Genomic DNA, 22,063 nt, shown 5'->3' with positions numbered 1-22,063 from the left:
AGATGTGGAAGATGAAAAGCTTTTACAAGCGTTTAAAGCTCATGGCTACACTAATCTCACGCGCTTGAGTCTACGAGTTTTCAGAGCCCAACATCCTAGTTGGGGGCTGGTGACCATCAAATATGCTAAAGAGTTGAAGCACCGCCACTTTTTAAAACAAGAAGCGGAGTTTCTTCATTCCGATACAAGCTCCTGTACAAGTTCCGGCACAAACGATATTTGGCCTACATATTGTGATTACTTTTCTCGTCATCAGACTGACTGCCTCGTTCTTTCTCACTTGAGTAGTAACACACTGCAGGAAATTCAAAGCAACTCAAATATCAATGCCGATATGCCCTCTCAATGGCTTAGCACTTTAGAATCGGCCATCAACCGAATCCATGTTCTTGGTTATATTCATGGAGATATTAAGCCATCCAATATCGTGCTCAGCCCACAAGGACAAGCTCAACTTATCGACTTTGGCTCTGTCACCAAAATAGGAACTGAACGCTCTGTACTTCGCTTTGACAGCTACACTCCTCGATATTCAAGGCATCAATCAGTCACAAACAAGCTGGATGATTGGTTCGCACTTGCCGTCATATTGGAAGAACAGTTAGATGAAACGGATCTGCCCAGTCGGTATCAGGTTCTACTGAAACAGCATAGGCAAGCCCGATATTCGGCATCGCGTGTTTTCCCCTTTAACAAGTCCACAATAGATTTGAAAAGCTAATTGAACGACTGAGTAACTCTGAATGATTCAGTGTTAGCAAACGAGAACCTGAACTATTCAACCTTGATCGCACTACGACACAGTCCATTTAGTTATTCTTTGTCAAATAACGGTTAATATATAAAATATCTATCAATAAAAAGGCGTACCATTATTTTGTTAGATTCCAAAACCAACAATTAACCCTCCTGAAATCATGCATTTCCGCCAAATTCCACTACGCTTTATTAATATAAAACATAGCAATCTGATTAAATTTTTTAGGGACGAAAAATGAATCAAATTACGACAGATAAACCGATCATTCTGGTTGTTGATGACATCCCGGACAACATTCATACCCTCTCAGGGATCCTGAACGACGACTTTAAAATTAAGGCTGCAACATCCGGAGAAAAAGCGCTAAAAATTGCTTCTACTCACCCAAAGCCTCATCTCATTCTTCTCGATATCATGATGCCTGTGATGGACGGTTATGAAGTATGCCGCCGACTTAAAAGCAACCCTGTCACTTCTGACATCCCCGTTATCTTTGTGACAGCTAAGACGGATGTAGTAGACGAACAGAAAGGCTTTGAACTCGGCGCTGTTGATTACATAACTAAACCAGTCAGCCCCCCTATCGTGAAAGCTCGTGTTGTCACACATATCTCTCTGTATGACCAAAACTTGGCACTGTCTCGCAAGGTAAGACAGAGAACGGAAGCCCTCGCCATGAGTCGATTGGAGATAATCCGCAAGCTCGGCCGCGCCGCCGAATACAAGGATAATGAAACCGGAATGCACGTTGTAAGAATGAGTTACTACTCAAAGATTCTGGCTCAGCAGTTAGACGTCAGTGAAGAGTGGGTGGAGTTGTTATTCCAAGCAGCTCCGATGCACGATATTGGCAAAATCGGTATTCCTGACTGCATATTAGGTAAGCCTGGCAAGCTTGATGCGGATGAATGGGCAATCATGCAAACACACGTAACGATTGGCGGGGATATTATCGGAGACAACGACTCTAAATTGCTAAAACTCGCCCAAGAGATCGCTCTTTATCACCACGAGAAATGGGATGGCAGCGGCTACCCTCATAAGCTATCAGGCGAAGACATCCCTCTAAGTGCACGTATTGTTGCAATAGCAGATGTATTCGATGCCCTCACCAGCGAACGCCCATACAAGAAAGCTTGGCCGATTGAAAAAGCGATTGAGTTAATACAAGAGCAAGCTGGCCATCACTTTGATCCTAACTTGGTTCCTATTTTCATTAGTAAGCTCGATGAAATGCTCACTATCAAAGACTCTTTTACTGATGAACAAGAACACTAAGTTCGCTGGTACTTTATCAATACAGGCACTTTATGAATACTGTTTCAAGATTTGCTACTGATTCGAAATTAATCTTAACCTCCTTTCTGGTCGCAGCCATCGTGGTGTTTTCTGTCGCGGTAGGTGCTTGGATCAATCTCAACGATCGCTTCATCGGCGTTGAACAATACGCTTCCAGTACTCGCTTATTGACCTCACTCGATAAGCTTCGCGTTTATGAGTTGTCTTTTAGTAACGACTACAGCGAACAAGTCATCTCTAGCTTTGATCAAGAAGCAGAACAAACCGTGGGTCTAGCCAATGATTACGCCGACCAGTATGCAACGTCCCTTCCTATCAATTTACTCACGGAATATTTGGTTCAATTCAAGCAATATGTCGACATTGTTGAGTTGAACCAATCAACTCGAACGCTTATGGACGAGCGCTCCAATGCCGCAACAGACTTATTACGAGAGATGAGGGATCTACACAATCAAGCGATCAATCAAAACAATCAGAAAATTCGCGGTCTACGACTAAACAGCGAAGAACTGACCAACGTCGCACTAAAAACCAGTCAACTTGCTACTCTCGCTGTTAACATACAAAACCTTGAAAAAGAGTATTTACTCGACGGCAACCTAAAGACTCACTCGTTAGTCAAACTTGAGATGCAAAAGGCTTCACGGCTCATCTCAGAGTTGCAAGAGCAGATTTTGGATGACAAAGGACAACAACTTTTAGAGGTTGTAGATAAGGCAAAAAATCGCTATTACACCAACTTAGTTCAACTACAAGGCATACCGGCGTCTTCGAAAAAGTTAAGAGCATCCCTTATCAATCAAGTCACCCTAAGTGGCTCTGAGTTCTCACGCTCAGTTAGCTTGCTCTATCAAACCAAACAGAGCCAAGTCGCGGAACTGAGTCATCTCGTTTCTCAATCTCAAGCAGAACTCTCTTCCCAATTACTCATAGGGCAAGACCTATTGGCGATTCGCACGCTACTAAGTCGTTCAAATCGATTCAACCGAGATTTTCTGCTCGCAAATTCAAAGGAACAGAAGCTCATTGCCGACAAAGTGTCACATGTAATTAATGAGATGCAATCCAAATCTAGCAATGCACAACGACTTATTACTTTATATGCACCAAACGTAAAAATTACTGCCTTTGACGAGCATATCAGCATTTATGAATCGCAATTTATGGAGTTAGTCAGCTCACAGATGCGAGGTCACCAACTACTCACGGCAATGGATGAGAGCTTCTTAGAATTTCGAGATTTCGTCTCTCAACGTCACCTTTCAGAAAGCGTCAATGTAAAAGACTCTTCTAGCGTGACGTTCCATTTAGCCATCGGTGGGATGATTTTCTTTGTAATTATTTTGTTGATGGGCTTGCTCGCTAACAAAGCGCATTCTGCTTTAGAAACTTTCGCACACAGTCTTGCCGCTGCAAGGGATGAAGCCGATGCAGCAAACCAAGCAAAATCTGACTTCCTCGCTAACATGAGCCACGAAATTCGTACCCCAATGAATGCCATCATTGGTATGAGTTATCTGGCATTAAAAACCGATTTAACCAAGGCGCAGCGTAACTACATCCATAAAGTGAAGCTCTCTTCCGATACCCTACTCGGCCTAATCAATGACATTCTCGATTTCTCGAAAATTGAAGCTGGAAAACTCGACATTGAGAAAGTGGACTTCCAACTTGAGAATGTACTCGACAATATTACTAACTTGGTTGGCTTACGAGCCTCAGAACGCGACCTAGAGCTGCTCATTCAAGTCGACAGAGACGTGCCGACTAACCTGATTGGGGACCCGTTAAGAATTGGGCAAATATTGATTAACCTAAGTAACAATGCTGTCAAATTCACAGAGAAAGGCGAAGTGAAGATCGCTATCTCAGTTGCAGAAAGACAAGGCGATGACATCAAGTTGAACTTTGCCGTCTCAGACAGTGGGATTGGTATGACACAAGAGCAAGCCGCCAAGTTATTCAACAAGTTCACTCAGGCTGATAGCTCAACCACACGAAAATACGGTGGTACGGGCTTGGGCCTCGCCATTAGTAAAGAACTAAGCCAACTGATGGGCGGCGATATTCATGTCTCAACGGAGCTTGGTAAAGGCTCAACCTTTTCATTTACGATTGCCACTCGCGTCAGTCATTCTATCCAGCAGCATCGTGTGGTGGTGCCTGCATCGATTAACGACTTGAAAGTATTAGTCGTCGATGACAACTCCAGCGCACGCTTGATCATGGGTGACATTCTAGAGTCGTTGAAGCTAACACCAACACTAAGTTCATCGGTCGATGACGCGCTTGTTGAGTTACATACCGCTGACGCTCAGAACAAGCCATTTGATTTGGTTATCTCCGACTGGAAGATGCCTAAGAGAGATGGCGTAGACTTACTAGCAGAGCTCAACAGTGGGCAGCAGCTAAACACAATACCTAAGATCATGATGTTGACCGCTTACGATCGAGAAGAGCTTGCTGAAGCGATTGAACAAAGAGGCTTTAACGTACCGAGTATTCTAGACAAACCAATCACCTCTTCTCACCTTTATGACTCTATTGTCTCACTCTATGGACTCGACTCAGACCGTGTCTCACGCAGTGAACTTGAGCAACAAACTCAGTTAGCCAACGTCCAGCAACTAGCGGGAGCCAAGCTACTCTTAGTTGAAGACAATGAGATCAACCAAGAACTCGCGACTGAGCTATTAGAAGGACAGCAAATTCAGGTTTCGATAGCCGAAAATGGCAAGCTAGCGATCGAACTTTACCAACAAGCCATTGCAGACGGACAACCGTTCGATGGTATTTTGATGGATTGCCAAATGCCAGTAATGGACGGCTATGAAGCAACAGAGTACATCCGTCAGCAGATCAACGATCAAGATATACCGATCATCGCGATGACAGCCAATGTCATGGAGCGAGACAAAGAAAAGGCGCTCGGTTGTGGTATGAGTGACATTATTGCTAAACCTATCGATGTCGGTTCCATGTTTGCCACTCTTGCGAATTGGGTATCACCTTCCCGTCCTGCTGCGTTTGTTGGTCCAATATCACATCAAGCAGAATCAGTGAACTCTATCTCTGACGAGTCAGAAAACAGCAGTGCCTTTAATACAGCACTCTCCAAAGTTGAAGGTCTAGACATTACGCTTGGTTTAATCAGAGCCAACAATAATCACCAACTGTATAGCAAGCTATTGCATCGATTTGTCGAGGCCTATTCTGACAAGGATAAGCTTGAAAGCGAGCTAGCAAGCGGCAGCGCACCACGTTATCTCCACACACTGAAAGGGGTGGCTGGTAATTTGGGGGCGAAACAACTGCATACGTTGTGTGAAAACCTAGAAGCACAACCAGACGACAACGATTTGAAAGACAATGTGATCGACACATCGCTTAAACTAAGCAAATCACTAAGCCAAGCCTTGTCTCAAATTGAAGTATCGACAGATTCAGTAGCGACCAATTCTACCAAGTCGGAAGAGAGTTCTGAACAGCAGCAACCATCGACTACAGACCAGCAACTCTACCGCCAATTGTTGGAGGCGACGGCTAATGATGACACCGATGCACTCACCATAATTCTTAACATTGAAGATGGCGCTAAGATTGGGTTATCCCCTTCAGAATTCAAACGACTGGAAGTTTCGTTGGAAGAGTTTGATTTTGACAAGGCAACTGAGATCTTAAAAGGATCGACCTTATCTGATTAACCGTCTGACAAGTAAAGGAATTCGTTACAAACATTCCAAATTTTATAGAGAGCCTGTCATGGCTCTCTTTTTTTCACCTTCGCACAACACGTCACCGTGAACTTTATGAACAATATTAATCCAATGTTCTTTATTCTCAATATCGCCGCATTACAGACATTTCATTAACACACCGTTAACTTTAGCTTCATCTGCTAAGCAATATCCTACTCATCTGTTTAGCAGCTGGAAATAAAACATAAGTTTCTCTCCATTGAAGAGATCCCCTACATAAGGAACGTGAACCATGTTCAAGGCACTGAAACCTACTCTTGCGGCTTCTATCATCGCAGCAACCTTTTCTTTCAACACTTTTGCTGCTGACGTAGAAAAAATCCACTTCCTAATCCCTGGCGGCGCTGGTGGCGGTTGGGATATGACAGCTCGTGGTACGGGTGATGTATTAGTGAAATCAGACATCGTAGAAAATGTCTCTTTCCAAAACCTTTCTGGTGGTGGCGGCGGTAAAGCGATTGCTCACCTAATCGAAACGGCTCAACGCCAAGAAGACACGCTAATGGTGAACTCAACGCCTATCGTTGTTCGTTCACTAACGGGGATCTTCCCACAATCTTTCCGTGACCTAACTCCTGTCGCTGCAACCATTGCCGATTACGGTGCAATCGTCGCGTCTGCGGATTCTAAGTACAACACTTGGGAAGACGTCGTTAAAGAGTTCGAAACCAACCCACGTAAAGTAAAAATTGCTGGCGGCTCAGCTCGTGGCAGCATGGACCACCTTGTGGTTGCTGCAGCGTTCAAAGGCGAAGGTTTTGATGCTAAAAAAGTACGTTACATTGCCTACGATGCTGGCGGTAAAGCGATGGCGGCACTGCTTTCTGGCGAAACACAGCTGCTTTCTACTGGCCTTGGTGAAGTGCTAGAGATGTCTAAATCTGGCCAAGTAAAAGTGCTTGCTGTGACGGCGCCAAAGCGTCTTGATGCTGCACCGAATATCCCAACACTGACTGAGTACGGCAACGAAACCGTATTCGCTAACTGGCGTGGTTTCTTTGCGGCACCAGGCACAAGCCAAGCGAAGATCGACGAGTGGAATGTAGCGCTTGGCAAAATGTACAAAACCGATGAGTGGCAAGTGGTTCGTGACCGTAACGGTTGGATCGACAACTACAAAGCTGACAAAGATTTTTACGCCTTCCTAGAAGATCAAGAAAAACAGATGGGCGACCTAATGCGAGAGCTTGGTTTCTTGAAATAACCAACAACCATAGAGGGCCTATGTGCCCTCTTACTCTTTCCTTGTTTCGCCGTGCATGAGTTAACTTCAAACTCCTTTGTTTATTCGTAGACGTATTACTAACGCTTGCCGATTCGTTGTAAACGCAAGTGGCTGATAAACCAGTACCGTAATTCGCTTACCTTTGGTTAGTGATCCCAGACATTTCATTGACTCGCTCATGTACGGCTTTTTTACTTTTTATACCACCCCAAATGGAGTTGGATATGTCGGACTTACCAACCAAATTTCTGAGTAAGGAATCTTTGCTTTCGAAGGATCGCATCGGAGCCATGCTCTTTATGCTTGCGTGTTTATGCTATGGCTACCAAACCACGCTGATTCCTTTGTTCCCCGGTGACGAGTACGAACCCTTCACAGCAAGAACCTTACCTATCCTGCTAACGTTTATCGGCATTGGCCTTTCGTTGATCCTGCTTATAACCGGACAGCCGGATAAAAAAGTCACATGCGACACTACGCCGCTGAACTGGAAACTGCTTATTGGCTTCTTGGTGTTAATGGCTCTGTACGGTGTTGGGCTGACTTATCTTGGCTTTGTGTTAGCAACCAGCTTCTTCTTACTTGCAGGCTTTTACCTACTGGGTGAGCGCCGCAAAGCTGTCTTATTTGGCGCGTCGTTTCCTTTCGTTATCGCGTTCTTTCTTTTATTAACTCAAGGCTTAGATATCTACCTAGAGCCTGGTTTAATCTTCACTCTTTGGTAGGGATAACATTATGTTAGACGGAATTTTACAAGGACTTTCTACCGCCGTGATGCCAATGAACATCATGATGGTAATTGTTGGCTGTTTTGTTGGTACCTTTATTGGAATGCTACCGGGACTCGGTCCAATTTCAGCAATCGCGTTGATGATCCCGATTACATACGGCCTAGACCCTTCTTCTGGCCTAATCTTGATGGCTGGTGTGTACTACGGCGCTGTATTTGGTGGCTCAACGTCATCAATATTAATCAACGCTCCGGGTTGTTCTTCAACAGTAGTAACCGCATTCGATGGCTACCCGATGGCACAAAAAGGCCAAGCTGGTAAAGCACTTGCACTCGCGGCTTACTCTTCTTTCACTGGCGGCACGCTTTCGGCAATCATGCTTTTGATTGCGGCTCCGGCTCTAGCAAGCGTGTCACTGAGCTTCCAGTCTTCAGACTACTTTGCGTTGATGCTATTAGGTTTATCCGCTGTAGCGGCGTTTGCAGGCCCAGGTCAGGTAATTAAAGCGTGGATGATGACTATTCTTGGTTTGATGCTATCAACTGTTGGTATCGACAAAGGGGTTGGCGTTGAACGTTTCACTTTTGGCCTAACGGATCTGATGGATGGCTTTAGCTTCCTATTATTAGCGATGGCAACGTTCGCACTGGGTGAAACCTTGATGGGTATTCTAAAACCTGAGCAAGACACCAGCGCAGAAGAAAGCAAAAAGATGTCAGACATTGGTAGCATGAAGGTCACCAAAGAAGAGTTCAAAGAAGTAGCGCCAGTTTCGATTCGCTCTTCTATTCTCGGTTTCTTTACCGGTGTTCTACCGGGCGCAGGTGCCACTATTGCGGCATTCCTAAGTTACGGTATGGAGCGTAGTCTAGCGCCAAAAGACAAGCAGAAAGAGTTCGGTAAAGGCAGTATCCGTGGTCTTGTTGCTCCTGAATCAGCAAACAACGCAGCTTCAAGCGGCTCATTCGTTCCGCTACTAACGCTGGGTATTCCGGGCTCTGGTACAACCGCGATTATGCTTGGTGCATTAATCGCTTATGGCATCCAGCCGGGTCCCCGCCTGTTCGTTGAACACCCAGATGTATTTTGGTCAGTTATCATCTCTATGTACTTTGGCAACATCGTACTGGTTATCTTGAACCTGCCTTTAATCCCTTATATTTCTAAACTGCTAGCGGTACCTAGAACGGTTCTACTGCCAATGATTATCTTCTTTTCAATCACTGGCGTGTACTTGGTGTCATTCAACACGATGGACGTATTTGTGATGCTACTGGTAGCGATGGCTGCGATAGCATTAAGGCTAGCCAACTTCCCATTGGCACCATTACTGTTAGGCTTCATATTGGGCGGCTTGATGGAAGAGAACTTAAGACGTGCATTGATGATCAGCGATGGTGAGCTGAACTTCTTATGGGAACGCCCTATTACGATGACCTTCACTATTCTGGCGGTACTGGTACTGTCTAGCCCGATTCTAGTGAAACTATTTAAGAGTTTTAGAGCGAAGCCAGTAGAAGTGTAAAGCTCTACCGAATCAACTAAACCTCAACGAAAGGAGCCATTGGCTCCTTTTTTTATTTAGAGCCTCAATTCAAACCAGCGGTTAAAGATGGTAGCAAACTCACAAACCTATCTTTACAACACACATCGCGCTGATATTCATAACAAATTCAAGTAAGGTAACCAGTTAGTTAACGTATTGGATTCTAAAACTATGGATTGGTTGATTCTGTTCTTATCAGGGGTGATTGGCGGTGTGCTTAACTCCATTGCGGGTGGCGGCAGCTTCATCACCTTCCCTGCTCTATTGTTTGCTGGTGTTCCACCAATAGCAGCCAACGCGACCAATACCTTTGCTTCGTGTGCTGGATACATTAGCGGAGCCTACGCTCTGCGCCACGAAATTCAATCTGGTACTAAGCAGCTAAAACTGACCATTGCTTTGTGTGTGATTGGCGGTGGTATCGGGGCTTTCTTGCTGCTTCACACTCCAGAAGCTCTGTTCACTCAATCCGTTCCTTGGCTTTTGCTGTTTGCAGCTTTGCTATTCACGTTTGGCGGCACGCTCAATAAATGGCTTAAACAAGCGACAGTAAAACATAAGCACGCCACCAGCGCAGGCGCATTCTTTTCCGCTTTATTGCTTTTGATTGTCTGTATCTACGGTGGGTATTTTAATGCCGGTTTGGGCATTGTGACACTGAGCTATTTGGCGCTGGCTGGTTACACCAACATCAACGTGATGAATGGCATCAAACTGCTCGTGTCCGCGTGTGCTTCCCTCGCAGCGATCGTGTTTTTTATCGTCAATGGTTCGATTGATTGGCCGTCTGGCATGGCTGTATTATTGGGTACATTGGTTGGTGGTTATTATTCAGCAAAAATCTCTCGCCGCATCCCTCAACACTATGTTCGTACCACAGTGATCATCGCGAGCTTTTTGATCACCGCTTACTTTTTCTATGCTAGCTAGGTTTTATACTAAGTAGGTTCTATACCAACTAGATTCTATGTTAAGTGAGTTCTGTGCCAACTCGGTTTTAAGCTAACCAGACATTCGGTCAATAAGGCTTGTAACTGAAAAGATAAAGCAAAAAGTCTACACCCTTCTCATACCGATTTCGCTATTTTATTGCTTATAAAATAGCCAAGCCAAAATGTGTGAGACGAGTCCTTCAATTAGCAAATTTGATAACAATTTAGACTGTTTTTTAGCCTTTATTTTGCCAAAGGTGGGATAATTCTTCTGTCGAAAGTGAGACTTCATTAGGAGGCGTTATGAACACTAAACTCGGTCATGTCATGTCATCAAGTCGACTCATTTGCTTTGTCGCTTTTCTTGCTGCCACATTCGCGTGGATCCTAAAAATGCCCGCTCTGTTTTCTGTGTCAGCGCTATTCTTACTGGTCAGTGCGATCGTTTATGTCACCGATCTTTGGAAGAATCAAAGAAAGAACCGCGAAGCTTAGCCATTTACGGTTTAAATCGAACGAATTAAAAAAGGAGCTCATAGGCTCCTTTTGTGTTTTTCGCTTGTCTAATTAGGCGTACTAATCGCCGAAGCCTTCTTGTTAACGACGCTTTCTTATTAACGACGGAAGTTACGACCGTTACCGCCGCGGCGCTCTTTAAATGCAGACGCAGCTTTAGCTTGAGAAGCGTGGATAGACTCAACCGTTAGTTCCATTGGCTCACGAGGCTCTAGCCCATGGCGGAATGTACGTGAACGCGGCGGCATCTGGTATTCAATGTCCGATGCTTTAGGCATGCGCTTGAAACGGTAAAGGTAGAAGTTTTCAACCTTTTCACGAGCCCATTCGGTTTTCTTCAGGTATTTAACTGCGCTTGCCACTGTAGGCTTAGTGTTAAAGCAGTTCATACGCATTGCCGCATCTAAAATTTCCCAACCATAGTGATCCACTAATTCAGTGATCATGGTTTCAAGCTTTAAGCCGTGTAGCGGGTTATTTTGTTGCAGTTCGATTCTTTCTTCTTCAGTCATAACATTACCTTTTTCAAGGCAACTAAAGGCCTTGAATTTACTCTAGAACACAGTCATCACTGACCATTTCTAGCTCAATCACTTGGGCATTACATCCATTGCCCTTATTTATGCCTTTATGATGGCATAAAGCATACTCGTTATCCTATTTATCTTTGAAATTAATTTCGAATTGGTCACTTAACACCCTACCTTAGCTCGCTATACAGTCTAAGCACATTCTGCAAACAAACCTTCACCCCAAAGGTTATGAAACTGGTTCAACTTAACAAAACCTACGGTAACCGTATGCAAAAACCATATATTTAGTGATGACATTAAAGTTTTTCAGTACGCAGTATTACATTTTAATAACACAGTGCTATGGTTTTATTGAATATCGAAACGGTAAAAAACCCGATTAAACAATGACATAATTATAATTAAAGGTTGGCTTGCCACATGTTTGACTACTCCCATTTCAGTAGAGCAGCGGCCCAAGACAAAGACATCGTCGCCATAGTCGATGATCTCTTCCAGCTAGCTCGCGAACACTACCCCATATTATCTCGGCTATCCGTGGTGCTATGCAGTGAAAATAAAGCATCGAATTATTTTGTATCAGATTCACTGTGCCAAAACGCCAAGCATCACTACATCGAACAGGAGATCAAACCCAACTCTGCTTTAAGTCGTCTGGCTAAATCATTGGAAACAAGAATTGTTGATGACCTCTCTTTGATGAATCCTACTAAGCAAATCTCTCATCTACTCGAGCTTGGTCACCAAAGTAGCTACACCACTCCAATCCACTACCAAGAGAGTAACCTTGGGTTCGTTTTCATCAACGCATCATGCACTGACTTTTTTGCTAAGCAGACAATACAAAGTGACATCGCGTACCTCACTCAAGCGATTTCGAACCTGTTTGTGCAACTCTTCGAACGTCAGAGACATTTTCAGTCCTCATTAGCGATCGCTCTAAACATGGGGCACGCACGTGATCCTGAAACCAAAGAGCATCTGATTCGCATGGGAAAATACAGCGAGCAGCTGGCACGTACGCTTTCGCATAGTAACAATGAGATTACCCACCAATTCGTTCACCGCATTCGCTTGTATGCGCCGTTTCACGACATAGGTAAGTACCGAATCCCAGACAAAGTGCTCTTCAGTACTGAGCGTTTTTCGGAAGAAGAAAGAAACATCATGAACAATCACACGATATATGGCGAAGAGATGATTGATGACGTGGTTGCCCTTTCCCACCACAGCTCAATGTGCAGCGAAGAAGTTCAGTTCATCAAGAATATTGTACGTCACCATCATGAACGGTTTGATGGCTCGGGATTGCCAGATGCGCTCATTGGAGAAGCGATTCCACTGGAGGCAAGAATTGTAACGCTAGCAGATGTATTCGATGCTTTACTGAGTAAACGAGCTTATAAACACGCATGGTCAGCATCTAAGGTAATGGACTACATTGAAGCGCATACTGGGCTGATGTTTGATCCAGAGTGTGTGTCTGCGCTGAAGCAAAACCTTGATTACTTCATTTCGATACGAGAGCAATACAGTGATGTGCAAAGTCCACAAGCTGCGCTCGCTTAAAGGGTTGTATTAAATTTACTTTACGTGACTCTCTTTCAGAACCTACAAAAAAGGATGCCAATCGGCATCCTTTTGTTTTCTAGTTTACAGCTGATAAGAACAACAAGGTTCTAAACTGATTCTAACTAACGATTATACGTCGTAAGTTGTAGAAGCAGTGTCGCCGCCTGTACCAGTCCAGTTTGTGTGGAAGAATTCACCACGTGGACGGTCAGTACGCTCGTAAGTGTGAGCACCGAAGTAGTCACGTTGAGCTTGAAGCAGGTTCGCTGGTAGACGTGCAGTTGTGTAACCGTCTAGGAAAGATAGCGCAGAAATCGTACATGGCATTGGGATACCAGACTCTAGAGATTTCGCTGCTACTTTACGCCATGCCACTAGGCTGCCTTGTAGGATGTTTTTGAAGTACTCGTCAGAACCTAGGAACGCGATGTCTGGGTTTGCTTCGTACGCATCACGGATGTTGCCTAGGAATGCAGAACGGATGATACAACCACCACGCCACATTAGCGCTACGTTACCGTAGTTTAGGTCCCAGCCGTTTTCGTTCGACGCTTCACGCATTAGCATGAAACCTTGAGCGTAAGAGATGATCTTAGAAGCCAGTAGAGCTTGACGTAGTGCATCAACCCACTCTTGCTTGTCACCTTCAACTGGAGTGATTGTTTTTTCAAACAAAGCTTCAGCTTCAACACGTTGGTCTTTAAGTGCAGACAGGCAACGAGAGAATACAGACTCAGAGATTAGAGTCAGTGGGATACCTAGGTCTAGTGCGTTGATACCCGTCCACTTACCTGTACCTTTTTGGCCTGCAGTGTCTAGGATCTTCTCAACTAGCGCTTCACCGTCTTCATCTTTGTAGCCAAGGATGTCAGCAGTGATTTCAACTAGGTAGCTGTCTAGCTCAGTCTTGTTCCAGTCAGCGAATACTGCTTGCATCTCGTCAGCAGACATACCTAGGCCATCTTTCATGAACTGGTATGCTTCAGTGATAAGCTGCATGTCACCGTATTCGATGCCGTTGTGTACCATCTTAACGAAGTGACCAGCACCGTCGTTACCAACCCAGTCACAACAAGGCTCACCAGCGTCAGTTTTTGCAGAGATACCTTGGAAGATTGGCTTAACCGCTTCCCAAGCTTCAGCCGCGCCGCCTGGCATGATTGAAGGACCGAAACGAGCACCTTCTTCACCACCAGATACACCAGTGCCGATGAAGTGGATGCCTTTCTCACGACAATGCGCTACACGACGGTTAGTGTCTGGGTAGTTAGTGTTACCACCATCAATGATGATGTCGCCTTCGTCTAGAAGTGGGATTAGGTTTTCGATGAACGTGTCTACAACGTCACCAGCACGAACCATAAGCATCACTTTACGTGGCGCTTCTAGTTTCTCAACTAGCTCTTCTAGAGAGTAAGCACCAATAATGTTAGTACCTTTAGCTGGACCTTCTAGGAACTCGTCTACTTTAGCAGCAGTACGGTTGTGAGCCACAACTTTGAAGCCGTGGTCGTTCATGTTTAGGATAAGGTTCTGACCCATTACTGCTAGGCCAATTACACCGATATCACCTTTCATTATTTTATCTCCTTGCGGCTATTCGCACTTATGCGATAGCACTTGCTGCATTTGAATCTAGGAACCACTCTGTTTCGCCAGTTTTAGACTGGATTTTCGCTGCCGGGTAAGGCAACTCTGAAGCAGGAGTTGTATGAATTTCTTTAACGATCTCAACTTTACCTGCACCCAGTACTAGGTAGCTGATTCGTTTTGCTGCTTCTAAAACTTTCGCTGTTTTAGAAACACGGATTTGACCAGACTCAGGGTGAGAAGCTAATACAGATAGGTTCTCATCTTGGTAGTTAGTTGCACCTGGGAATAGTGAAGCTGTGTGGCCGTCTGCGCCAACACCAAGCAGAATCCAATCGAATACAGGCGTGCCGTTTTCTGTTGGGATTACGTCTGCCATCTCTTTTGCGAAACGCTCTGCTTCTGCTTTTGGTTCATCTTCACCACGGATGCGGTGGATGTTTTCAGCAGGAAGGTTTACTTGAGTCAACTCTTTTAGTTTTGAAAATAAGAGCGCGTTTGCTTCACCGAAGTTGCTTTCAGCGTCGTCTGGTGCAACGCAACGTTCGTCGCCCCACCAGAAGTGAAGGTTATTCCATTGAATACCTTCCGCGTAAGGCGCCTGTGCTAAAAGCTTGAAAAGCATTTTTGGCGTGCTGCCACCAGACAGTGAAATGTGAACAGGTGTGCCCTGCTCGCTGTATGCTTTCATTTCATTTGCTAGGTTTTCAACAACCAGTTCAGGCGTTGCAAAGATCTTGTGATTGATCATAGTTCGCAGTAATCCGTGTCTGTTAAGTTTTTGCATGGGAAACGCCATGCGCGGCCATCACGTTGCAGAAGTTCATCTGCTTCCTGTGGGCCCCAAGTACCACAAGCATAGCCAAACAGAGCTTGAGGATCTTGCTTGAAGTCTAAGATTGGTTGAACGTACTTCCAACATGCTTCTACCGCATCGGTACGTGCAAACAGAGTCGCATCACCGTTCAGTGCATCAAGAAGAAGACGCTCATAAGCCGTTAGCATCTGAGTTTCAGGCAAGTCAGAGTAAGAGAAGTTCATTTTCACTTCTTTTGCTTTGAAGCCTGCGCCTGGCTCTTTCAAGCCAAAGCTCATCTGAATACCTTCATCCGGTTGGATACGGATAATCAGCTTATTCTCTGGTGCATCTTGACCAAATACTGGGTGTGGCGTGTTCTTAAAGTGAATCACGATTTCAGTCACACGTGTTGGTAAGCGTTTACCTGTACGTACGTAGAAAGGAACACCATTCCAACGCCAGTTATTGATGTGAGCTTTCAAGCCGATGTAAGTCTCGGTACGAGAATCATCCGCTACACCATGCTCTTCGCGGTAACCTAGTAGGTGCTGACCACGAACGTCTGATGCTGTGTATTGACCTAATACTAAATCTTTACGCAGGTCGTCTTCTTCCAGTGGTTTCAGACACTGAAGCACTTTAACCACTTCATCACGAATAGAATCAGCGTTAATTTGTGCAGGCGGCTCCATACCTACCATCGCTAGCACTTGCAGCAGGTGGTTTTGGAACATGTCGCGAACTGCGCCAGAACCGTCGTAGTATCCGCCACGCTCTTCAACGCCAAGGAACTCAGCACCTGTGATTTCAACATAATCAATGAAGTTACGGTTCCACAGTGGTTCAAACATCGCGTTTGAGAAACGAAGCACTAGAAGGTTTTGAACCGTCTCTTTACCAAGGTAATGGTCGATACGGTAGATCTGGTGTTCTTGGAAGTGATGATGGATCTCTTCATCCAACGCTTGAGCTGATGCTAAGTCGTAACCAAATGGTTTTTCGATGATCAGACGACGCCAGCCGTTCGATTCATCGTTAAGGCCATGCGCAGCAAGGTTTGCTGGAATCACACCGTATAGGCTTGGCGGGGTTGCCAAGTAGAACAGTGTGTTATGGTTTTCGAATTGGTAGTCTTGCTCAAGCTTGTCTAGACGTTGTGCTAAACGAGCATAGTCGTCTACATCTGAAGTATTGATCGCTTGGTAATGCAGATGTTCAATAAATGCATTCAGCGTCTCTGGTTCAGTTTTTTCCATTTCCTGAAGAGACTTCTTCAGCTTCTCACGGTAAGACTCATCGCTGTACTCAGTACGGCTCACTCCAAGAATCGCAAAGGATTCTGGTAGTTGATTGCTAGCATACAGGTGGTATAGAGCAGGAATTAACTTGCGGTAAGTTAGATCTCCCGACGCACCAAAAATAACGATGCTGCTGTTTTCAGGTATTACCATCATCTTTCCTATAAAAACAAGGTTTTTAGTATTCGCCAAAGGTATCAGCGACATACGAAAATAGATAATAGGTCTTAACTATTACATCAATAGTAAGCGCCTATTAAATTTGAGAATGCGTTTGGTAAACGAGGGTGAAAGCTATCACCTCTATTCGGGACAGTATTGTCTATGACTATTTGATTTACATCAACCACTGTGAAAGCAATCGATTAAATATTGACTCATTTCGAACAAATTCTAATCGATAGTTCCATTCATTTGACCCGAGGGAGATGCAAATCGGCATTCTCAAACAGTGTAGTCAAGAAAGAACGGTATCTGGTCGGTGGAGTGAGCAATGAGAAAGGGAGAGAAAGGTAAAACCAGCTTATTCAACTGGCTTTATATTTATTTTGATGGTGTCGTGTTTATCTTTGCGCTTTGTTGTAGCAGCGCTCCGGACGACCCACGGTACCGTAATTTAAGTCCGCAACTAACTCACCAGTGGTAATCAAAAATTCTAAATAGCGTCTGGCGGTGGTTCGGCTAGCACCAATTCGTTCTCCGGCTTCATCGGCGGTAATATTAACGGCATCAGCTTGTTGAAAAATGGCTCTGATCTTATCCAACGTTACGCCATCAATGCCTTTGGGTAAGGTGGATACTTTTCCAGAGTCCGCTTTGGCATTGGCTTGCAGCATCTTATCAACCAAACCTTGATTCAAATCCGACACACTTTCAAACTCTTGCTGTTGAGATTGATACTTTTTCAGTGCCGCTTCCAAGCGAGGGAACATCACTGGTTTCAATAGATAATCGACCACTCCACCACGCATTGCTTGCTGCAGCGTATCCACATCTCGAGCAGCAGTAATCAAGATAACATCGCAGCCTTGATTGCTCCCTCTTACGTGATTAAGAATATCGAGCCCACACCCGTCCGGCAGATACACATCCAATAACACCAAATCCGGTTTTAAGATGTCCAGTTGCATGAGCGCTTCAGACTGTGTGGTGGCAATGCCAACCACGTCAAAGCCACCCATCTGTTCTAAATAACGATGGTGTAGCTCTGCAATCGCAATATCATCTTCAATGACCATGACTCTCGTGATTGCGTTCATTTATGTTCTTCCTTTAACCATGCTTTTTCCGTCACGATGATCTTCGCAAGATCGATTCGTGCTTAATTATTATTGTTCTTCTTTTGGCAAATAAACCGTCATTCGCGTGCCAAAATCGTGGTTGTCGACCATTTCAAGCTGCCCTTGATATCGGTCTGCCAGCTGCTTTATCAGATACAAACCCACACCACGATTTTGCTTCGCTTTGCTCGATACGCCTTTTTCGGTAAGTGCTTTGGTTGCCAACTCTTTCGGCAAACCGCACCCTTTGTCTTCTACTTCTACGATAATTTCATTGCCAAAATCACTGATTGAAACTTCAATAACCCGACGCGCTGGCGCAATTTGACCCTCTTGCTTAATCGCCGTCATGGTGGCGTCAAAGGCGTTATCAATCAGGTTGCCAAGAATTGTGACAACGTCATCCGCGTTCAACCAACTAGGCAGAGCTTCAAGCTTTGAGCCTTCTTCCACTTTAAGCTCTAAACCAATTTCTCGCGCGCGCTCCGTTTTTCCAAGGAGCATACCTGCGATGAGCGGGTCTTTAACGGTTTCACGCAAGAACTCGATCAAGCTTTGATAGTGCGCCGTTTCTTGGCCAATCAACTGCTGGACTGAATCCAACTCACCCATCTGAATCAAGCCACTAATGGTGTTAAGCTTGTTTTGATGCTCGTGGGTTTGTGAACGCAGTAGATCAGCATATTCTTTGGTTTGTGAGAGCTGGTCGGTTAAATCGTTGATTTCATCTCGTAATCGGAAACTCGATACCGCCCCGACCACCTCACCTGCCACTATAATCGGGCTGCGGTTAGCAATGATTCGCTTATTATTTAAATACAACTCAACATCGTGGTCGGTGTCGCCGGTTGACAGCAGTTGCTCTAAATCACTGCCTGGCAATACATCAGAAAGGCGCTGTTGGTTGAGTGCTTTATCCCTGTCTATCGATAAAATATCGCAGGCACTCTTATTAATTGAACGTAAAATGCCGTGCTTATCAATGCTCAGAATACCCTCTTTCACGGTACTCATGGTTACATCTAGCTCAACATACAGTCGGCCTATCTCTTCAGGCTCAAAGCCCAAAATAGCGCGTTGAAAACGGCGAGATACATAACTCGAAATCAAAGCGTTGACCGCAACCACCAGCAACGCCATCACAATCAAAAAGGCTAAGTAAGGTTCGATTCGATCTTGTAAAGAATCCAGTAAGTAACCAACTGACACCACCCCAATAACGGTACCTTGAGTGTCTTTTACCGCGGATTTACCACGAACTGAAAAACCCAGCGATCCCTTGGCGGTCGACACATAAGACTCGCCCAATATCAATGCTTTTTGGTTATCGCCACCACGCATGGGTTTACCGAGCCTGTCATCGTAAGGGTGAATCAGGCGGATACCTTTATCATCTCCAACAACGATAAACGCCGCGCCAATGAGCTGGGTAAGGTTACGAAACTTAACTTGGGTTTCTTCAGACAAAACGTAGGGAACGCCATTAGGGTCCAACGTTCCATTTTCTTTAATAATGCTGGTGACAAGCGGCGATTCAGATAGAAATTCAGCAACACCTAACGCTTTCAAACCCATCTCTTGCTCTTGAGATTGTTTGATGTAGTAAAAACCAGCCGCTGCAAGAATCAAAAGTTCAACGAGGCCAGTGACCGTCATGATAATCAGTAACCTTTTACGGAAACTGATACTGCTCCATTTCATATTCCACCGTCCCTAGTGTTAGACGATCAATGTTAACACCAAGTTAATCGCATGACCTTTCTAGAGGCGTGAATTTGTGACTGCTACTCAACTAAATAATTGAGCAGATTGTTAATTGATAACCCTTTACGTTGTTCATCTCGATTAATCGTTCACTTTTAGAACGGATTAGCTTAAAAACCAAAATAAACGAATAAATATTGAGCTAGATCACTAAGCTTTTAGGTGTTTTTTAGGTTGTTTAAAATAAATACAATTATAATAGTTGCATATGAAGAAGTTTATTGTTGCTAAGCCATAAGTCATGATTTTCAGACCGTGCTTTGAATCGAAATTTCGATTAACAAAATGGCAACAACCCTTCGCTCGCTGGACGTATCTATAACTAAAAGTTGCACGCTCGCCGTTACGAATGATGAACAAACGGATTAAGTATTCTCCCCTATTCATCCATCGCTAATTCACACTCGGCTAGCCAGACAACGAAGAGGTGACTGATAAAAGCATCACCCAATAATAAAACATTGATGAGCAGGAAGTATCGATCAGTGGCAACGTCCAATAGAAACAGGATAACAAACATAACGTATAAACATTGTTGAAAAGGAAACAAGGCAATGAAACGCGATAACTTTGGAATTTGTCTTACTAAGACTATGCTGTTCAAACATTTACAATCGACTTTTACTCACGTAAGAGCCTATGAGAAAGATGGCACCTCCCCTCTCGATCTCAAGGTATTGTTAGCATTCCCGCAAATGTCAGGTAGAGATTTATTACAAACAATGCAAGGTTCAAGACAATTGGTATGGCGCGCCGATCACCATTGTCCTAGCTTTAAATAAGCCACTTCATTTTGTAAAAACACTTCTATACTGAACTTAAAGAGCACGCTTATGCGTGCTTTTTAAGTTTCATTTATCTTTGATATTCACGTCACTCAATCTTATTTACACTTGATTAACGAGTTATGAGAATTTCTATTCATATGAGACAATCTATTCAAGACAAATGACTATCGCCCTGTTAACATTAGAGTTAATACTCTAATTGGTATTTAATGCAGATGACCAAACCAAAATTCCGATACCTTGCGATCGCCAGTATGCTTCTCGGCACTATGGCTTCGCCAGGCTATGCAGCTCCGCTCACTTTTTCTGAAGCGTGGCAAATATTACAAGAAAACAACAACTCGCTTGCGGCTCAACAAGCCAACGTTGAACGTTATCAACACCTTCAGAACTCAACAAGCAGCCTCAATCTTCCTTCTATTACCTTAGGGGCTAACTACACGCACCTTGATAGTGATGTGACGATTAATGGTGAACAGTTTGCCGATAGCTTAAGTGGCGTACCAGCTGGTTTATCTGGTATTGGAGCCGTATTACCTGGGTTAACTTCATCTCTCGGTGGCATCACCTCTACCATTACCGAACAAGACATCTTTAGCTCTTCCATTCGCGCGGTGTGGCCTATCTTCACTGGTGGTCGAATAACCGCTGCGCAAAATGCGGCGGAAGGCAAAAGCGAAGAAGCGCAAAGCCAACTGCTAATGGAAAAACAAGCTCGCTACGAAGACTTAAGTAAGTATTACTTCTCGGTGATCTTAGCGGAAGACGTCGTGAGAACGCGTCAAGCCGTTGAAGCAGGCTTAACTCAGCATCGTGATTTCGCCATCAAGCTTGAACAGCAAGGACAAATCGCCCGAGTAGAACGCCTACAAGCCGATGCTTCTTTAGATAAAGCGATTGTAGAGCGCACGAAAGCTCAGAACGACCTTAAAATTGCGCAATTGGCGCTGACTCAGATCCTTGGTCAAAGTGAAAGTGTAGAACCCTCTGAACAACTGTTTATCAATAAGAACCTGCCTCATATGGACGTGTTCATTGACCAGACACTCATGACCTATCCCGGCCTTAAGATTCTTGATGCAAAAGAGAAACAAGCAAGCAGCTTAATTAAAGCCGAGAAAGGTAAATACTACCCAGAGGTATACCTTTATGGTGATTACAGCCTATATGAAGATGATTCTCTAGCCAGTGAAATGAAACCCGATTGGTTGGTTGGCATTGGTGTGAATGTACCACTGCTTGACACTTCAGGCCGTTCCGACAAAGTCGCCGCCGCTCACAGTGCCGTATCACAGGTGCAATTCCTTAAGTCACAAGCCAAGCAAGACTTAACCGTGTTGGTGCAAAAGACTTACCTTGAAGCAAACCAAGCCATTGAAGAGGTTCAAGGCCTAAACTCGAGCTTGTCTTTGGCTCAGGAAAACCTATTACTTCGTAAAAAAGCCTTCACACAAGGGTTATCTAACTCATTAGAAGTGGTTGATGCCGAGCTTTATCTTGCGAGCATTAAAACCCAGCAATCTGCTGCTCGCTTCAAATACCTAATCTCTCTCAACAAGCTGTTAGCGCTAACCAGCGAAATGAATGCTTACTCAAGTTACTTAACCTCTTCTGTTCCGTCTGATTTCGACTCAAATACAGACACCGATAGCCAGTCAAAAGGATAATT

At 44.5% G+C, this 22,063-nt stretch carries 17 protein-coding genes; 11 read left to right on the top strand and 6 right to left on the bottom strand.

Annotated elements, in window-relative coordinates; all coding sequences use genetic code 11:
- The first annotated feature begins 4 nt into the window (after positions 1-4).
- From MSG38_RS05065 to MSG38_RS05030, 8 genes are all read left to right on the top strand, one after another.
- Complete coding sequence (locus tag MSG38_RS05065) at positions 5-721, top strand: AarF/UbiB family protein (protein WP_248401200.1); 717 nt, start codon at positions 5-7, stop codon at positions 719-721.
- A 273-nt stretch (positions 722-994) separates the two neighbouring features.
- Entirely contained in the window at positions 995-2,038 is a 1,044-nt protein-coding gene (locus MSG38_RS05060; RefSeq protein ID WP_050654068.1) for a two-component system response regulator, read from the top strand.
- Positions 2,039-2,070: 32 nt separating this feature from the next.
- On the top strand, positions 2,071-5,766 hold the full coding sequence (locus MSG38_RS05055; RefSeq protein ID WP_248401199.1) for a response regulator: 3,696 nt from the start codon (positions 2,071-2,073) through the stop codon (positions 5,764-5,766).
- A 286-nt stretch (positions 5,767-6,052) separates the two neighbouring features.
- Positions 6,053-7,024, top strand: coding sequence for a tripartite tricarboxylate transporter substrate binding protein (locus MSG38_RS05050; RefSeq protein WP_004733595.1), 972 nt, complete (start codon positions 6,053-6,055; stop codon positions 7,022-7,024).
- Positions 7,025-7,269: 245 nt separating this feature from the next.
- Entirely contained in the window at positions 7,270-7,770 is a 501-nt protein-coding gene (locus MSG38_RS05045) for a tripartite tricarboxylate transporter TctB family protein (protein ID WP_004733594.1), read from the top strand.
- Between the two features lie 10 nt (positions 7,771-7,780).
- Positions 7,781-9,301, top strand: a complete 1,521-nt coding sequence (locus MSG38_RS05040) for a tripartite tricarboxylate transporter permease (RefSeq protein WP_052878493.1) — start codon at positions 7,781-7,783, stop codon at positions 9,299-9,301.
- A gap of 192 nt (positions 9,302-9,493) precedes the next feature.
- Positions 9,494-10,252 (top strand): sulfite exporter TauE/SafE family protein, encoded by a 759-nt coding sequence (locus tag MSG38_RS05035; RefSeq protein ID WP_048616394.1) that lies wholly within the window; start codon positions 9,494-9,496, stop codon positions 10,250-10,252.
- Between the two features lie 305 nt (positions 10,253-10,557).
- Positions 10,558-10,749 (top strand): hypothetical protein, encoded by a 192-nt coding sequence (locus tag MSG38_RS05030; protein WP_017059711.1) that lies wholly within the window; start codon positions 10,558-10,560, stop codon positions 10,747-10,749.
- A 119-nt stretch (positions 10,750-10,868) separates the two neighbouring features.
- Here MSG38_RS05030 and MSG38_RS05025 read toward each other — a convergent pair whose 3' ends face one another.
- Positions 10,869-11,282: a VF530 family DNA-binding protein gene (locus MSG38_RS05025; RefSeq protein WP_010438513.1), complete on the bottom strand. Its 414-nt coding sequence runs from the start codon at positions 11,280-11,282 to the stop codon at positions 10,869-10,871.
- A gap of 441 nt (positions 11,283-11,723) precedes the next feature.
- On the opposite strand from MSG38_RS05025, the gene MSG38_RS05020 reads away from it, so the two are divergent.
- Positions 11,724-12,872, top strand: a complete 1,149-nt coding sequence (locus MSG38_RS05020; protein ID WP_348983499.1) for an HD domain-containing phosphohydrolase — start codon at positions 11,724-11,726, stop codon at positions 12,870-12,872.
- A 132-nt stretch (positions 12,873-13,004) separates the two neighbouring features.
- Here MSG38_RS05020 and gnd read toward each other — a convergent pair whose 3' ends face one another.
- The 5 genes from gnd to MSG38_RS04995 all read right to left on the bottom strand — a co-directional run bounded on the left by gnd (position 13,005) and on the right by MSG38_RS04995 (position 19,543).
- Complete coding sequence (gnd, locus tag MSG38_RS05015) at positions 13,005-14,453, bottom strand: decarboxylating NADP(+)-dependent phosphogluconate dehydrogenase (protein WP_248401198.1); 1,449 nt, start codon at positions 14,451-14,453, stop codon at positions 13,005-13,007.
- A gap of 28 nt (positions 14,454-14,481) precedes the next feature.
- Positions 14,482-15,216 carry a 6-phosphogluconolactonase gene (gene pgl, locus MSG38_RS05010; RefSeq protein ID WP_248401470.1) on the bottom strand — a complete coding sequence of 245 codons (735 nt, stop codon included), beginning with the start codon at positions 15,214-15,216 and terminating at the stop codon, positions 14,482-14,484.
- On the bottom strand, positions 15,213-16,715 hold the full coding sequence (gene zwf / locus MSG38_RS05005) for a glucose-6-phosphate dehydrogenase (RefSeq protein ID WP_048606938.1): 1,503 nt from the start codon (positions 16,713-16,715) through the stop codon (positions 15,213-15,215). Before zwf ends, pgl begins: the two co-directional genes overlap by 4 nt.
- 410 nt (positions 16,716-17,125) lie before the next feature.
- Positions 17,126-17,821: a response regulator gene (locus MSG38_RS05000; protein WP_017063807.1), complete on the bottom strand. Its 696-nt coding sequence runs from the start codon at positions 17,819-17,821 to the stop codon at positions 17,126-17,128.
- Positions 17,822-17,890: 69 nt separating this feature from the next.
- Positions 17,891-19,543 carry a sensor histidine kinase gene (locus tag MSG38_RS04995; protein ID WP_248401197.1) on the bottom strand — a complete coding sequence of 551 codons (1,653 nt, stop codon included), beginning with the start codon at positions 19,541-19,543 and terminating at the stop codon, positions 17,891-17,893.
- 617 nt (positions 19,544-20,160) lie between these two features.
- On the opposite strand from MSG38_RS04995, the gene MSG38_RS04990 reads away from it, so the two are divergent.
- Positions 20,161-20,388, top strand: a complete 228-nt coding sequence (locus MSG38_RS04990) for a hypothetical protein (RefSeq protein WP_009846577.1) — start codon at positions 20,161-20,163, stop codon at positions 20,386-20,388.
- A gap of 215 nt (positions 20,389-20,603) precedes the next feature.
- On the top strand, positions 20,604-22,061 hold the full coding sequence (locus MSG38_RS04985; protein ID WP_248401196.1) for a TolC family protein: 1,458 nt from the start codon (positions 20,604-20,606) through the stop codon (positions 22,059-22,061).
- The last annotated feature ends 2 nt before the right edge of the window (positions 22,062-22,063 follow it).

It is taken from the genome of Vibrio sp. 1CM24A, assembly GCF_023161725.1.
GTDB classification, from domain to species: Bacteria; Pseudomonadota; Gammaproteobacteria; order Enterobacterales; family Vibrionaceae; genus Vibrio; species Vibrio coralliirubri.
This window is presented reverse-complemented; position numbering and strand designations above follow the sequence as displayed.

Bases quoted from the DNA above. Each gene is read 5' to 3' on its own strand.
- MSG38_RS05060 (WP_050654068.1), top strand. From the start codon at position 995: ATGAATCAAATTACGACAGATAAACCGATCATTCTGGTTGTTGATGAC.
- MSG38_RS05055 (WP_248401199.1), top strand. From the start codon at position 2,071: ATGAATACTGTTTCAAGATTTGCTACTGATTCGAAATTAATCTTAACC.
- MSG38_RS05050 (WP_004733595.1), top strand. From the start codon at position 6,053: ATGTTCAAGGCACTGAAACCTACTCTTGCGGCTTCTATCATCGCAGCA.
- MSG38_RS05045 (WP_004733594.1), top strand. From the start codon at position 7,270: ATGTCGGACTTACCAACCAAATTTCTGAGTAAGGAATCTTTGCTTTCG.
- MSG38_RS05040 (WP_052878493.1), top strand. From the start codon at position 7,781: ATGTTAGACGGAATTTTACAAGGACTTTCTACCGCCGTGATGCCAATG.
- MSG38_RS05035 (WP_048616394.1), top strand. From the start codon at position 9,494: ATGGATTGGTTGATTCTGTTCTTATCAGGGGTGATTGGCGGTGTGCTT.
- MSG38_RS05030 (WP_017059711.1), top strand. From the start codon at position 10,558: ATGAACACTAAACTCGGTCATGTCATGTCATCAAGTCGACTCATTTGC.
- MSG38_RS05025 (WP_010438513.1), bottom strand. From the start codon at position 11,282: ATGACTGAAGAAGAAAGAATCGAACTGCAACAAAATAACCCGCTACAC.
- MSG38_RS05020 (WP_348983499.1), top strand. From the start codon at position 11,724: ATGTTTGACTACTCCCATTTCAGTAGAGCAGCGGCCCAAGACAAAGAC.
- gnd (WP_248401198.1), bottom strand. From the start codon at position 14,453: ATGAAAGGTGATATCGGTGTAATTGGCCTAGCAGTAATGGGTCAGAAC.
- pgl (WP_248401470.1), bottom strand. From the start codon at position 15,216: ATGATCAATCACAAGATCTTTGCAACGCCTGAACTGGTTGTTGAAAAC.
- zwf (WP_048606938.1), bottom strand. From the start codon at position 16,715: ATGGTAATACCTGAAAACAGCAGCATCGTTATTTTTGGTGCGTCGGGA.
- MSG38_RS05000 (WP_017063807.1), bottom strand. From the start codon at position 17,821: ATGAACGCAATCACGAGAGTCATGGTCATTGAAGATGATATTGCGATT.
- MSG38_RS04995 (WP_248401197.1), bottom strand. From the start codon at position 19,543: ATGAAATGGAGCAGTATCAGTTTCCGTAAAAGGTTACTGATTATCATG.
- MSG38_RS04990 (WP_009846577.1), top strand. From the start codon at position 20,161: ATGAAACGCGATAACTTTGGAATTTGTCTTACTAAGACTATGCTGTTC.
- MSG38_RS04985 (WP_248401196.1), top strand. From the start codon at position 20,604: ATGCAGATGACCAAACCAAAATTCCGATACCTTGCGATCGCCAGTATG.